Below are 14,320 nucleotides of genomic sequence, written 5' to 3' on the forward strand. Positions count from 1 at the left end.
CGCACTACTCTTTCCCGCATGTATGGCTACGAGCAGAATCCGGGCGCCCAGCAGGGTTACGCCCCGCCGGGCGGTCCCCAGCAGGGTTACGCCCCGCCGCAGCCGCCGCCGCACCAGGCGGGCCATCCGGGTGGGCACCAGTCCGGACATCAGGGCGGCCACCCGGGCGCGCACCAGGGCGGCCGTCAGCAGGGTTACGGGGAGCAGCCGCTCTACCCCGAGCCCTCGCCGCCCTCCCTCGGGGACGCCGTGCGCGCCTTCACCACCGGCACGCTCTCCGCGGAGGACTTCCAGCAGATCTTCGCCTCCTCGAAGGTCTACTGCCCGCGCGGCGACGGCCCCGGCTTCCTGGCGCTGCACAACACCCAGCACCCGGTCATCCCGATGTTCACCACGCTCAAGGAACTGCGCAGGTACGCGGGCAAGGAGTCCAAGTACTTCGTGATCACGGGTGCCGAGGTCATCGACCTCCTGCCGACCGGATACGGCTTCGTGCTCGACATGGAGGGTGAGCACCGGATGGTGTTCGACGCCAAGGCGGTCGAGCAGATGGTGGACTTCGCCATGCGCCGCATGTACGGCTGACGATCGCGCGGCTGACCTGGTGCGCGGCTGACCTGGCTTCTCTCCTCGGCAGGGCTCCTCTTGCGGGATGTTCAGCTTTCAACTAAGTTGAATGTTGAACATTCCGCCAGGAGGTGGCTTCAGATGCCCGCAGTGACCGTCGAAAACCCCCTGACCCTTCCGAGGGTGACCGCTCCGGCCGACGCCGTCGCCCGCCCCGTGCTCGCCGTCACCACGGCTCCGAGCGGCTTCGAGGGAGAGGGCTTCCCCGTGCGCCGCGCGTTCGCGGGCATCAACTACCAGCACCTCGACCCGTTCATCATGATGGACCAGATGGGTGAGGTGGAGTACGCGGCCGGGGAGCCCAAGGGCACCCCGTGGCACCCGCACCGCGGCTTCGAGACCGTCACGTACCTGATCGACGGCACCTTCGTCCACCAGGACAGCAACGGTGGCGGCGGCACCATCCGCAACGGCGACACTCAGTGGATGACGGCCGGCTCCGGCCTCCTCCACATCGAGGCGCCCCCGGAGTCCCTCGTCCAGTCCGGCGGCCTCTTCCACGGCCTCCAGCTCTGGGTGAACCTCCCCGCCGCCGACAAGATGATGAACCCCCGCTACCAGGACATCCGCGGCGGCCAGGTACAGCTGCTCACCTCCCCCGACGGCGGCGCGCTGCTGCGCGTCATCGCGGGCGAACTCGACGGGCACGACGGCCCCGGCATCACCCACACCCCCATCACGATGATCCACGCCACCCTCCGTCCGGGCGCCGAGGTCACCCTCCCCTGGCGCTCCGACTTCAACGGACTGGCCTACGTCCTGGCCGGCCGGGGATCGGTCGGCGCGGAGCGGCGCCCCCTGCACAGCGGCCAGACGGCCGTCTTCGGCGACGGAGGCTCGCTGACGGTCCGCGCGGACGAGAGCCAGGACGGCCACACGCCCGATCTCGAGGTCGTACTGCTGGGCGGCCGTCCGATCCGCGAACCGATGGCGCACTACGGCCCCTTCGTCATGAACAGCCAGGCCGAGCTCCGCGAAGCCTTCGAGGACTTCCAGGCGGGACGGCTGGGCAAGGTGCCGGCGGTGCACGGGATGAAGTAGCGGGCGCGGCGGCGGAGGTGTACGGACGGCACCTCCGCCTCGCCGGACGCACGCACAGCCCTTCGGACCCCCATCGGACCCGAAGCCAACAGGCCGCTCGCCTCCGCAGGGGCGCGCGTGGCCGGCGTCCCCGGCCTGCTCCTCGTGGTGCCGTGGACGGCAGGCCGCCGCACGCGGTCCGCTCAGACGCCCTCGTACGTCACCGGCGGCGCGTCCTCGCAGAGCTCGAACCAGATCGACTTGCCCTGACCGCGCGGGTCCACGCCCCACTCGTGCGCCAGCATCTCCATCAGCAGCAGGCCGCGTCCGGAGGACGCCATTTCTCCGGGCCGCCGCTTGTGCGGCAGCTCGTCGCTGATGTCCGTCACTTCCACCCGCAGTCGCCGCTTGCCGACGGGCCCGGTCGCCCGCGCCGTCAGCAGGGCGTCCCCGTCCGTGTGCACCAGGACGTTGGTGACCATCTCGGAGACCATCAGCACCGCCGAGTCGACCTGGTCCGCGTCGGCCCAGTCGTGCAGCAGCTCGCGGAGCTGACGGCGGGTGCCCGCGATGCGCTCGGGTTCCGCCTGGGCGACGGTCAACGCGGTGGAACGTACGGCGACGACCTCCGTGGCAGTGGTCTCCCGGCTCAGCAGCAGCACCGCGATGTCGTCCTCACGCCGGTCGGACAGGGGGCCCGTGGTGTGGTGCGACGGCGGGCCGTGCACCGCCTGCACCAGTTCGTCGGCCAGTTTCTCCAGGTCGAGTTCGCGGTGGCTCTCCATGATCGTACGGAGTCTCGACCAGCCGGAGTCCAGGTCGTGGCCACCGGTCTCGATCAGCCCGTCCGTGCAGACCATGAGCGTCTCGCCGGGCTCCAGGGCGAGCCGGGTCGTCGGGTAGTCGGTGTCCGGGTCGATGCCCAGCGGCAGTCCGCCGGCCGTCGTCCGTACGAGGACGGTCCCGTCGGGCATGCGCACCGCGGGCTCCGGATGGCCCGCCCGCGCCAGCTCGACCGTCCCGTCCGCGGGGTCGACCTCCAGGTACAGGCAGGTCGCGAAGCGCGGACTGGAGTGGTCCTCGGGGGCGTAGGAGTCGGTGATGCCGTGCAGGAAGCGGGACGCGCGGGAGAGCACGGCATCCGGCCGGTGGCCCTCGGAGGCGTACGCGCGCAGGGCGATCCGTAGCTGGCCCATCAGCCCCGCCGCCCGTACGTCGTGCCCCTGCACGTCCCCGATGACCAGCGCGAACCGCCCCCCGGGCAGCGCGATCATGTCGTACCAGTCGCCGCCGACCTGGAGACCGCCACCGGTCGGCACGTAACGCGCCGCGACCTTCATGCCCGGTATGTCGGGCCCCAGCGTCGGCAGCATGGACCGTTGAAGGCCCGCCGAGAGCTCCCGCTCCGACTCCTCCACCCCGGCCCTGGCGAGGGCCTGCGCGAGCATCCGCGCCACCGTCGTCAGCACCGACCGCTCGTCCGGGGTGAACGCGACGGGATGCGCGAAGCCCGCCATCCACGCGCCCATCGTCCGCCCCGCCACGATCAGCGGCAGGAACGCCCACGACCTGCGGCCGAACCTCTCGGCCAGCGGCCAGGTCGCCGGGAACCTCCTCCGGTACTCCTCCGGGGTGGGCAGATAGATCGCCCGGCCTGTCCGTACGACCTCGGCCGCCGGGTAGTCGGTGTCCAGCGGCATGTTGCTGAACGGCTGCTCGTCGCCCGGCTTGTGCCCGTGGTGCCCGATCGTCGTCAGCCGGTCGCCCGCCACCCCGAACACCGCGAGGCCGTCCGGAGAGAACCCGGGCATCGACAGCGACGCCGCCACCCGCAGCACCTCCGCCGTGGACCGGGCCTCCGCCAGCGCACGCCCCGCGTCCAGCAGGAACGCCTCCCGGGAGCGCCGCCAGTCTCCGGTCACGGGGGTGCGCGCCGCGGTGCCCGGCGGGGACTCGGCGACCTCCTGGATGGTGCCGATGAGCTGGTAGTCGCCGTCGGCGCCGAAGGGCCGTGACCGGCTGCGTACCGTACGCAGAACCTGCCGTCCGTCCTCGGACATGACCCGCAGCCGGGCTTCCGCGAGGGTGCCCTCGGCGACGGCGAGCTGCACGATGCCGTGTATCTCGTTCCAGTCCACCGGATGGAAACGGGAGCGGGCGGCCGACTCGGTGAGTGTGACTTCCTCGGCGGGCAGGCCGACAAGGCGGGCCGCCTCGGCGTCGAAGGCAACGGTCCCGGCGGCGTTGTCCCATCGCCACAGGCCCGTGTCGATCGCGGCCAGCACGTCCTCGGTGCGCATGGGGACATACTTCCAGGTTGCGCGGAGATGGGCCGCTCGGGGCACCGGCAGGTGATGTTTCACGTGAAACGTGGCCTGAAAAACGGGATGCGTGCGGCCGGTAACCTGGACCGGAGTTGATTCCCGCCTGTCTCGCGAAGAATCTCGCGAAGAATTGGATGAACGATGCAGCATCGGTACAGGTCCCACACGTGCGGCGAGCTCCGCGCCTCCGACGTCGGCGCAGACGTCCGGCTGAGCGGCTGGCTGCACAACCGTCGCGACCTGGGCGGCATCCTCTTCATCGATCTGCGCGACCACTACGGCATCACGCAGCTCGTCGCCCGTCCCGGCACCCCCGGCAACGAGGCCCTTGCGAAGCTCACCAAGGAGACGGTCGTCCGCATCGACGGCAAGGTCTCCGCCCGTGGCGCGGACAACGTCAACGCCGAGCTGCCCACCGGCGAGGTCGAGATCGAGGTGAGCGGGGTCGAGGTGCTGGGCGCCGCCGCCCCGCTGCCCTTCACGATCAACGCCGACGACGGCGTGAACGAGGAGCGGCGCCTGGAGTACCGCTTCCTCGACCTGCGCCGCGAGCGCATGCACCGCAACATCATGCTGCGCTCGTCCGTCATCGCGTCGATCCGCTCGAAGATGGTGGCGCTGGGCTTCAACGAGATGGCGACGCCGATCCTCACCGCGACCTCTCCCGAGGGCGCCCGTGACTTCGTCGTTCCGTCCCGTCTGAACCCCGGCAAGTTCTACGCGCTGCCGCAGGCGCCGCAGCAGTTCAAGCAGCTGCTGATGATCTCGGGCTTCGACCGCTACTTCCAGATCGCGCCGTGCTTCCGCGACGAGGACGCCCGCGCGGACCGCTCGCCGGGCGAGTTCTACCAGCTCGACGTCGAGATGAGCTTCGTCGAGCAGGAAGACGTCTTCCAGCCCATCGAGAAGCTGATGACGGAGCTCTTCACCGAGTTCGGCAACGGCCGCGAGGTCACCTCGCCCTTCCCGCGCATCCCGTTCCGCGAGTCGATGCTGAAGTACGGCAACGACAAGCCGGACCTGCGCGCCAAGCTGGAGCTCGTCGACGTCACGGACGTCTTCGCCGACTCGGGCTTCAAGGCCTTCGCCGGCAAGCACGTCCGCGCGCTGCCCGTGCCGGACACCGCGAAGCAGTCCCGCAAGTTCTTCGACGGCCTCGGCGACTACGCGGTCGAGCAGGGCGCGAAGGGCCTGGCGTGGGTCCGCGTCGGCGAGGACGGCCAGCTGGCCGGCCCGATCGCCAAGTTCCTCACCGAGGACGACGTCAAGGCGCTCACCGACCGTCTCTCCCTCGTCCCCGGGCACGCGGTGTTCTTCGGCGCGGGCGAGTTCGACGAGGTCTCCAAGATCATGTCGGCGGTTCGCGTCGAGGCCGCGAAGCGGGCCGGGCATTTCGAGGAGAACGTCTTCCGGTTCTGCTGGATCGTCGACTTCCCGATGTACGAGAAGGACGAGGAGACCGGCAGGATCGACTTCTCGCACAACCCCTTCTCGATGCCCCAGGGCGGCATGCGGGACCTGGAGGAGAAGGACCCGCTCGACATCCTGGCCTTCCAGTACGACATCGTCTGCAACGGCATCGAGCTGTCGTCGGGCGCGATCCGCAACCACGAGCCCGAGCTGATGCTCAAGGCGTTCGAGATCGCCGGCTACGAGGCCGAGACGGTCGAGCGGGAGTTCGCCGGCATGCTGCGCGCGTTCCGCCTCGGCGCTCCGCCGCACGGCGGCATCGCGCCGGGCGTCGACCGCATCGTGATGCTCCTCGCCGACGAGCCGAACATCCGCGAGACCATCGCGTTCCCGCTCAACGGCAACGCCCAGGACCTCATGATGGGTGCCCCGACGGTCCTGGAGGAGAACCGTCTGCGCGAGCTGAACATCCAGCTGCGCAAGCCGGTCGAGAAGTAGTTCGACGGACCACTCGTTCGGCAGAAGGGCCCGGAATCCTCGGATTCCGGGCCCTCGTCATATGCCAGGGTCCAGCCATGGCGAAGGTGAGGGAGAAACGAGCCGGTGCCCGGCGCAAGCCCGTACCGTGGAAGGCACCACCGATCCCGGAGGAGGCCGTCGTGAGTGTTGCCGAGGAGCATACGGGCGTCATCACGCAGGACGACTTCGAGGAACTGGCCCGTGTGGGCTACCGGATTCACGAGGCAATCCGACTTGAATTCGTGAACGGGAAGATCGGGGTGAAGAAGTTGCCGGACGGCGATCATGGGCGAATGATCATCCGGCTGGCACAGAAGTGCTTGCAGCAGACCCAGGGCCTCTGGCTGCACCAGGGGCAGGGCCTGCGAGTCGGGCCGTACCGCTCGGGCAACGCCATCCCCGACGCCGTGCTCGCTCCGGACGATGCGTTCGAGGGTCAGAGCGATTGGCCTGAGCCTGATGCGGTTCTCATGGTCGTGGAAGTGACTTCTTGGGACTCCGACACCAACCAGCGCGACCGCATCGACAAGCCCCGCGCCTATGCCGAGACCGGCATCCCCGTCTACCTCCTCGTCGACCGGGACAACCACGAGCTCAGGGTGCACTGGGGGCCCGCCAATGGAAGTACGAGTTGACGCAGAAGGTGCCCTTCGGGAAGACCGTCACCCTCCCCGACCCCGTCGGCATCGAGCTCGACACCGAGCCGCTCAAGAGCTGGGTGGACTGACCCGGGGCGGACGCGGCGCGGCTACGGCAGCCGCCACCTCAGTGCTTTGTTGCCGGCCCACTTGGCGCTGTCCGGCCGACATGTCCGTCCGTACGGCGAGAGGGCCCGGGATCTCCACGATCCCGGGCCCTCTCGCCGTACGGAGCACCGACCTACACGGCCGGCTTCTCCTCCAGGCGCGGGAACAGCACCGCGCCCTTCGTCACCGTCGCGCCCACCGGCAGCTGACCCCAGACGGCCGCGTCCTGCACCGGCTGTGCGGCGAGCGCGCCCAGACCGGCCGCGTCCGCGCCCAGCGAGTCCCACAGCTTCTGCGACGTGTCCGGCATCACCGCGTTCAGCAGGACGGCCATCGCGCGCAGCGACTCGGCGGAGGTGTAGAGGATCGTCGCGAGACGTGCCCGGCCCTCCTCCGAGTCGTCCTTGGCCACCTTCCACGGCTCCTGCTCCGTGATGTACCCGTTGACCTGCTTCACGAAGTCGAAGATCGCCAGGATGCCGCCCTGGAAGTCCAGCTCCTCGCCGATCAGCCGGTCCGCCTCGGCGACAGCCTTCGCGAGGCCCTCCTGCACGGCGGTCTCCGCCGCGCCGGAAGCGGACGCCGCGGGCAGCGTCCCGCCGAAGTACTTGCCGATCATGGCGGCCACCCGCGAGGCGAGGTTGCCGAAGTCGTTGGCCAGCTCGGAGGTGTACCGGGCGGTGAAGTCCTCCCACGAGAACGAGCCGTCGCTGCCGAAGGCGATCGCCCGCAGGAAGTACCAGCGGTAGGCGTCCACGCCGAAGTGCGAGGTCAGGTCCTGCGGCTTGATGCCGGTCAGGTTCGACTTCGACATCTTCTCGCCGCCGACCATCAGCCAGCCGTTGGCCGAGACCCGGCCCGGCACCGGCAGCCCCTGCGCCATCAGCATGGCGGGCCAGATCACCGAGTGGAAGCGGAGGATGTCCTTGCCGATGAGGTGCACGTCCGCGGGGAAGACGGACTTGAACTTCTCCTCGTCCGCCCCATAGCCCGCCGCCGTCGCGTAGTTCAGCAGCGCGTCGACCCATACGTAGATGACGTGCTTGTCGTCCCACGGCACGGGGACACCCCAGTCGAACGTCGACCGCGAGATCGACAGGTCCTGAAGCCCCTGCTTGACGAAGTTCACGACCTCGTTGCGCGCGGACTCCGGCTGGATGAAGCCGGGGTTGGCCTCGTAGAACTCCAGCAGCTTCGGGCCGTACTCGCTCAGCTTGAAGAAGTAGTTCTCCTCCTTGAGGATCTCCACCGGCTTCTTGTGCACGGGACAGAGCTTCGTCCCGTCCTCCGCCTCGATGAGGTCGCCGGGGAGCTTGTACTCCTCGCAGCCCACGCAGTACGGGCCCTCGTAGCCGCCCTTGTAGATCTCGCCCTTGTCGTACAGGTCCTGCACGAACTCCTGGACGCGGTCGGTGTGACGCTTCTCCGTCGTCCGGATGAAGTCGTCGTTCGCGATGTTGAGGTGCTCCCAGAGAGGCTTCCAGGCCTCTTCGACGAGCTTGTCGCACCATTCCTGGGGCGTGACCCCGTTCGCCTCGGCAGTGCGCATGATCTTCTGACCGTGCTCGTCCGTGCCGGTGAGGTACCACACCTTCTCGCCGCGCTGACGGTGCCAGCGCGTGAGCACGTCGCCTGCGACGGTCGTGTAGGCGTGGCCCAGGTGAGGAGCGTCGTTGACGTAGTAAATGGGGGTCGTGACGTAGTACGCCGCCGCCCCCTGCTTCTCGATTCCAGTGGCCGCCATGCGGGAAATCTTAATCGCCGGTACGAGGCCCCCTCACCCGCATAAAAGGCCGCCCCGGCCTGTACGAGCCCGGGGCGGCCCCTCATGTGTGCTGGTGGGGGTACGGGGGTGTGCTGGTGGGGGTACGGGGGTCAGCCCTTCAGCCACTCCGCCGAGCCGGCCAGCAGACCCTTGTAGAGGGCGGCGTCGGTGAGATCGGCGGGCGCCGGGCCCGCGTGGAAGAAGGCGGCGTTCGGGGCGTCCAGCTTCCGCAGGTAGTCAAAGCCCTTCGCCTCCGTCTCCCCGAAGGCCACGAACTGCCAGAAGAGGGGCAGCCGGGCGGCCTCGGCGAGCGCGGCGGTCGCGGCCCCCTTGGCCTCGGGTGCGCCATCCGTCTGGAAGATCACGAGGGCGGGGCCGTCGTGGTCACCGTCCTTCTCGTAGTGCTCCACGACCTCCTCGATGGCGCGGTGGTAGCTGGTGCGGCCCATGTGCCCGAGTCCGGCGTGCAGGGTGTCGATCTTGCCCGGGGCGTCGTCGAGCGTGATCGCTCCGGTGCCGTCGATGTCCGACGAGAAGAAGACGACGGGCACCTCACCGCTCTCGTCGAGGTGCGCGGAGAGCGCGAGGGCCTGCTCGCCGAGCTTCTGGGCGCTGCCGTCCTTGTAGTACGGACGCATGGAACCCGACCGGTCGAGCACGAGGTACACCCGCGCCCGCGCCCCCTCCACGCCCGCCTTCGTGAGCGCGGCCCCGGCGGCCCGGTACGCCCCGGCGACCTTCGCCGTCCGCGACTTCACGTGAGCGGCACTGAGGGCGGGTCCGTCGGATGCGGAGCCCTCGGCGGGGGTGCCCTGGGCCGGGATGCGCCTGGCCTCGGGCTCGTCGTCCGGCTGGGAGTTGCTCGCGGTCGCGGGCCTGACCTCGGGCTCGGGCTCGTTCGCGGTCGCCGGCTCCGGCTTGTTCGCGGCCTTGGACTTGCTTCGCGGCTTGGGCCCGGCCTTGCTCGCGGGCTTCGCCTTGTTTACGGGCTCGGCCTTGCTCGTGGGTCCGGGTACGCCGGTGGGCTCGGCTGTCGCGGCGGGCCCGGGCTCTGTCTCCGGCCCGGGTACGGCGGAGGGCTCGGCCCCTGCGCTGGGCTTGTCCTCTGCGGTGGGCTTCGCAGCGGGGGCAAGCTCGGGGTCGGCCTCGGCTGCGGTGGGGTCGGGGTCGGCCACGGCGGGCCGGGTCTTCGCGACCGGCTCCGGGCTCGCTGCTGCGGCGGGCTCGGCGGTCGGTTCCGTTGCGGGCCCTGCGTCCGGGGCGGCCGCGTCCGTCACGGACGTGTCCGCCCCGGTGGGGTCCGTCGCCGACGTGTCCGCGCTGGTCGTGGCCGCCTCGGTCGTGGGCGGTTCCGTGGTGGCGGCGGCCGGTTCGGCCGGGGCCGGGACCTGTTCCGGACTTGTGCCGCGGTCCGTCTGGGCCGGGACCTGGCCCTTCGCGGATGCGGGCCCGGCACCGGTGGGCTGTGTGGCGGCGGGCTCCTCGCTGGGGGTCTGCTGCGCCGGTACGTTCACCTCGCGCGCGGCGGGTTCGTCCGCGGACGGCTTCGACTTGGGCTTGTCGAAGGCCTCGGCCACCAGGTCCGCAGCGAGGCTTCGCTCCGCGTCCGTACGGGCCGCAGACGTCTCCGTCGTCGAACCGGCCTTTCCCGTAACGGAGTTGACCGAGTCCGCGCTTCCGGCTACCTCCTTGGCCCGACCGGTGTCCGCCGACCTCTCGCGCTCGGCCTGGGCCGGTACCGAGGGCGCTGCCGGCGCCGACTCGCTGGATCCGCTCGACTCGTTCGACTCGTTCGGACCGTCGGTCTGTTCCGTCCGGCCGCCAAACACCTTGCGCAGCAAGCTCCGAATGCCCATGGGCGAGGCCTTTCGACTGAGAGTGATGTGAGTGAGTGGGGTGCGGTGCACTTCCATGACCGGGTATGTCCACGGCTGGCACGATTGATCCCTGACCAGGGGTGACACGTAAGGTTAGCGGCCGCATTCGGTCGCCCGGAGCAGTGCCTTCCGAGGCTTTGGACTACGTTTTTGGACCCCGATTGGGCCGCCCGGGTGGGGTTTGTCCGAAGAACTGCGAATCGGAGTGGCGGTCCGTGCCTTCCCGTGCGTCGTCCGCATCATGAGGACAGTACGAAAACCGGACATCCCGGAACCGAAGCGTTCCGGGTCACCTCATGGAGTCGTGTCATGAAGACGATGTGGACTGCACTGATCGGCGCGATCGTCGCGCTCCTCGCGGCGATGGGCTTCGCCGCCCCGGCGTCGGCCGCCACCGCGCCCGCCCAGACCGACAACAACTCCTCCGCCGGGGGTGCCGCCGACACCCGCCAGTCGTCGCCGGCCCCGGTCGGAGCACGCCAACACAGGCCCGCTGACGGACAGATGGCCGACGTGTCGCCTTCGGCGCGCTGGTCGCTGGAAGGGCTGACGCGTTCCGTGCCGCCCACCATGAAGCAGCGCATCCGGGCCGAGGCACACGGCGGGTCCCCGAGGGTGCGACAGATCCCCGCGATGGACCGCACGCAGACCGGTGTACGCGGCGACTACGAAGCGGTCGCCTGACCGGCACGACCGCCCCACCGCGTACGACCGGGCCCGTACGACAGGGCCCGTACGACAGGACTGAACGGAAACGCGTACGGAGTCCGTACGTGGAGGCCCGCACGAAGGGGCCTGCGAGAAGAGCCGTACGGGGAAGTCTGTACGAAGAGGCCCATGCAACACGGGCCGTCGACAAGGCACCGTACGCAGGACGCAGGACGCAGGACGCAGGACGCAGGACGCAGGATGCAGGACACAGAACGCAGGACACAGCGTTCGGCTCCCGGACATGGGTCGCCGAGACGTTGACATACCGATACGTAGCCCGTGGGACGCCGACCGATGGTTGTGGAGCCCCGGCCTTGTGCCAGGCGCCAGTCCTCCGGGCGGTGGGACAGCACAGCCCGAACTTCAGCTTGTAAAAGCAGCGTTGGAGTCGAAGAACCGAGTCGCACCAGCGGATCTGTTCGGGGCCCCGCCCCTGGTGCCCCGCATTCCCCTCCGCTCCATCCGAAATTTGCGCTCCGACCGCTGACCGGCGGTCATCGACAGGTACGCGGCCGAACCGGCCGCCACGCACCGCATGACGTTCGCCCCGAGGCGGACCGGGCCCGCGTGGCCAGACACCGGGGAACGGACGCCGAAGTCCGCCTCCGTAGGGGACTTCGAGTTCCCGTAGTCCACGTTCACGACCAGCTCGACGAGCTCGTCCTTGATGGCGGCATGCCGTAGTAGGGATGTCGCGCCGGCGCCCAGACGGGTGCCGAGCCTTCGCATGCTCAAGGACTCGAAGCCGTCGGCGTACAGCAGGAGCACCGCTTCGGCGACGATCCGCTCCCGGCTGCTGTGCGCGCTGCTCGGTTCGCGTACGCGTACGCCCGTACCGGTCATGCGCCCCGGACGCGTTGACGAGGCCGGCGCGGCGCTAGGCCCGGTCCCGTTTCCCGTGGGCCGGACGCGTTGACCGCAGGGCTCGACGCCCGCGGTTCTTCCAGTCGGCTGGACTTCACTCGTCGTTCACCCGACGTGCCCCGCGTGCTCCGCGTACACCACCTAGTGTCACGGCCGAAACCACATGTCACCGGCCACGGGCCGCCTGTCACACACCACCCCTCGGAGGGGACTCGACGTGCGCAATCTGCTGCCGCTGCTCAACCCGTCGCCGCACGCCGGCGGACGTTCCGCGCTCACGTGCCGTTACCGCTGCGGGGACGCCTGCTTCCAGGAAGTCCCGAACACCAGTGACAACGAGTACGCGGGCGACGTCATCGCGGGCGCCCTCTCGCGCCGCTCGATGATGCGGGCCGCGGCGGTGGTGACGGTCGCCACGGCGGCCGGGAGCGCACTGACGCTGGGCCAGGCCCCCGAAGCGGCCGCCGCCGGGAGCAAGGGCCGCGGAAACGGCAATGGCAACGGTTCGAAGGGCAAGGCCGCCCGCGGCCTGCGCTTCACCCCCGTCGCGCCCAACACCGACGACAAGGTCACCGTCCCCGACGGTTACGACCAGAACGTCGTGATCCGCTGGGGCGACCCGATCCTGCGCGGCGCCCCCGCGTTCGACCCGGAGAACCAGACCGCGAAGGCCCAGGCCGGGCAGTTCGGCTACAACAACGACTTCCTCTCCCTCCTGCCGCTGCACGGCGAGTTCGGCGGCCGCCGTCGCCAGCTCATGGTCGCCAACCACGAGTACAGCGACGAGAACCTGATGTTCCGGCGGTACGACCCGGAGAACCCGACCCGCGAGCAGTTCGAGATCGCTCTGGCGGCGCACGGTCTGAGCGTCGTGGTCGTCGAGGAGACGCGGCGCGGCAACGGCCTGACCGCCGTCCCCCGCCACCACCTCAACCGCCGCCTCACCGCCACCAGCACCTTCCGGCTCACCGGCCCCGCCGCCGGCAGCAAGTACCTCCGTACCTCCGCCGACCCGACCGGCCGGAAGGTCCTCGGCACCCTCAACAACTGCGCGGGCGGCACCACCCCGTGGGGCACCACCCTCCACGGCGAGGAGAACTTCAACCAGTACTTCGCCAACGGCTCCAGCGCCACCGACAAGCGCTACGGCCTCGGCAGCGGCCCCACCGAGCGCAAGTGGGAACGCTTCGACAAGCGCTTCGACGCCAGGCAGGAGCCCAACGAGTCGCACCGGCACGGCTGGGTCGTCGAGCTCGACCCGTACGACCCCGACTCGACCCCGCGCAAGCGCACCGCGCTGGGCCGCTTCAAGCACGAGGCCGCCCAGCCCCGGCTGACCGACGACGGGCGTCCGGTCGTCTACATGGGCGACGACGAACGCTTCGACTACTTCTACAAGTTCGTCTCCTCGCGCCGCATGAAGAAGGGCAACTCGCGCGCCGCCCGCGAGCACAACCTGACCCTCCTCGACGAGGGCACCCTGTACGTCGCGAAGCTCACCGGCGACTCCCCCACCACGGAGATCGACGGCACGGGCAAGCTTCCCGCCGACGGCGAGTTCGACGGCTCGGGCATCTGGATCCCGCTCGCCACCGGCGACAAGTCCCACGTCCCGGGCATGACCGCCGAGGAGGTGTACGTCTTCACCCGTCTCGCCGGTGACAAGGTCGGCGCGACGAAGATGGACCGTCCCGAGGACGTCGAGCCGTCGCCCCGTACCGGCCGCGTCTACGTCGCGCTCACCAACAACACCGACCGCGGCAAGGCAGGCAAGGCGGGCGCCGACGAGGCCAATCCGCGCAATGCCAACAAGCACGGGCAGATCCTCGAACTCGCCGAGCACCGCAACGACGCCTCCGCGACCCGCTTCGCCTGGTCGCTCTTCCTCGTCGCGGGCGACCCCGACGACCCCTCCACCTACTTCGCGGGCTTCCCCAAGGACCGGGTCTCCCCCATCTCCTGCCCCGACAACGTCGCCTTCGACCCGCACGGCAACCTGTGGATCTCCACCGACGGCAACAAGCTCGGCTCCCACGACGGCCTGTTCGGCGTCGCGGTCTCCGGTGACCGCCGGGGCGAACTCAAGCAGTTCCTCACCGTCCCCATCGGCGCGGAGACCTGCGGTCCGGTCATCCAGTCCGAGCGCGTGCTGGTTGCGGTCCAGCACCCGGGCGAGACGGACGGCGCGTCCGTCGAGAAGCCCGCCTCGGTCTGGCCGGACGGCCCCGGCAGGATAGTCCGTCCGTCGGTCGTCTCGGTCTGGCGCAAGGACGGCTGCGACATCGGGGTCTGAGCGAGTGGGAGGGCCGCGTCGCCGTACGGCGACGCGGCCGAGCGGGGCGTGGGGGGGGGCGGCGGCGGCGCCCCACCACCCCCCCGTTCCCCCCCCCGCCGGTCGTCCACAACGGGGCGCCGCGCGGCCCGCGCGCCAACGGCGCGGGCGCGTCCGTCGAGGTG

Annotated in this window: 10 protein-coding genes; 6 read left to right on the forward strand and 4 right to left on the reverse strand. The window is 70.0% G+C overall.

Translation table 11 applies throughout. From position 1 onward, the window contains the following. Positions 1 to 18: 18 nt before the first annotated feature. Together HNQ79_RS19210 and HNQ79_RS19215 are read left to right on the forward strand one after the other, a co-directional pair. On the forward strand, positions 19 to 585 hold the full coding sequence (locus HNQ79_RS19210) for an SseB family protein (protein ID WP_185032646.1): 567 nt from the start codon (positions 19 to 21) through the stop codon (positions 583 to 585). Between the two features lie 123 nt (positions 586 to 708). Further along, positions 709 to 1,668, forward strand: a complete 960-nt coding sequence (locus tag HNQ79_RS19215; protein WP_185032648.1) for a pirin family protein — start codon at positions 709 to 711, stop codon at positions 1,666 to 1,668. A 182-nt stretch (positions 1,669 to 1,850) separates the two neighbouring features. Here HNQ79_RS19215 and HNQ79_RS19220 read toward each other — a convergent pair whose 3' ends face one another. Then, entirely contained in the window at positions 1,851 to 3,947 is a 2,097-nt protein-coding gene (locus tag HNQ79_RS19220) for a SpoIIE family protein phosphatase (RefSeq protein ID WP_185032650.1), read from the reverse strand. Between the two features lie 165 nt (positions 3,948 to 4,112). On the opposite strand from HNQ79_RS19220, the gene aspS reads away from it, so the two are divergent. Then, positions 4,113 to 5,879, forward strand: a complete 1,767-nt coding sequence (gene aspS / locus HNQ79_RS19225; protein ID WP_185032652.1) for an aspartate--tRNA ligase — start codon at positions 4,113 to 4,115, stop codon at positions 5,877 to 5,879. A gap of 161 nt (positions 5,880 to 6,040) precedes the next feature. Further along, entirely contained in the window at positions 6,041 to 6,535 is a 495-nt protein-coding gene (locus HNQ79_RS19230) for a Uma2 family endonuclease (protein ID WP_308437321.1), read from the forward strand. Positions 6,536 to 6,779: 244 nt separating this feature from the next. Here the strand turns inward: HNQ79_RS19230 and metG are convergent, their stop codons facing one another. Both metG and HNQ79_RS19240 read right to left on the reverse strand, forming a co-directional pair. After that, a complete protein-coding gene (gene metG / locus HNQ79_RS19235; RefSeq protein WP_185032654.1) occupies positions 6,780 to 8,390 on the reverse strand; it encodes a methionine--tRNA ligase in 1,611 nt (536 codons plus the stop codon). Positions 8,391 to 8,521: 131 nt separating this feature from the next. After that, positions 8,522 to 10,267 (reverse strand): VWA domain-containing protein, encoded by a 1,746-nt coding sequence (locus HNQ79_RS19240; RefSeq protein WP_185032656.1) that lies wholly within the window; start codon positions 10,265 to 10,267, stop codon positions 8,522 to 8,524. A gap of 330 nt (positions 10,268 to 10,597) precedes the next feature. Between HNQ79_RS19240 and HNQ79_RS19245 the strand changes: the two genes are divergently transcribed. Continuing rightward, complete coding sequence (locus HNQ79_RS19245) at positions 10,598 to 10,972, forward strand: DUF6344 domain-containing protein (protein WP_185032722.1); 375 nt, start codon at positions 10,598 to 10,600, stop codon at positions 10,970 to 10,972. A gap of 390 nt (positions 10,973 to 11,362) precedes the next feature. Here the strand turns inward: HNQ79_RS19245 and HNQ79_RS34540 are convergent, their stop codons facing one another. Then, positions 11,363 to 11,842 carry a TetR/AcrR family transcriptional regulator gene (locus HNQ79_RS34540; RefSeq protein ID WP_185032657.1) on the reverse strand — a complete coding sequence of 160 codons (480 nt, stop codon included), beginning with the start codon at positions 11,840 to 11,842 and terminating at the stop codon, positions 11,363 to 11,365. A gap of 238 nt (positions 11,843 to 12,080) precedes the next feature. Here HNQ79_RS34540 and HNQ79_RS19255 point away from each other — a divergent pair, with 238 nt between their 5' ends. Further along, positions 12,081 to 14,156, forward strand: a complete 2,076-nt coding sequence (locus HNQ79_RS19255) for a PhoX family protein (protein ID WP_185032658.1) — start codon at positions 12,081 to 12,083, stop codon at positions 14,154 to 14,156. Positions 14,157 to 14,320: the final 164 nt, after the last annotated feature.

The organism is Streptomyces candidus, from assembly GCF_014207445.1.
GTDB classification, from domain to species: domain Bacteria; phylum Actinomycetota; class Actinomycetes; order Streptomycetales; family Streptomycetaceae; genus Streptomyces; species Streptomyces candidus.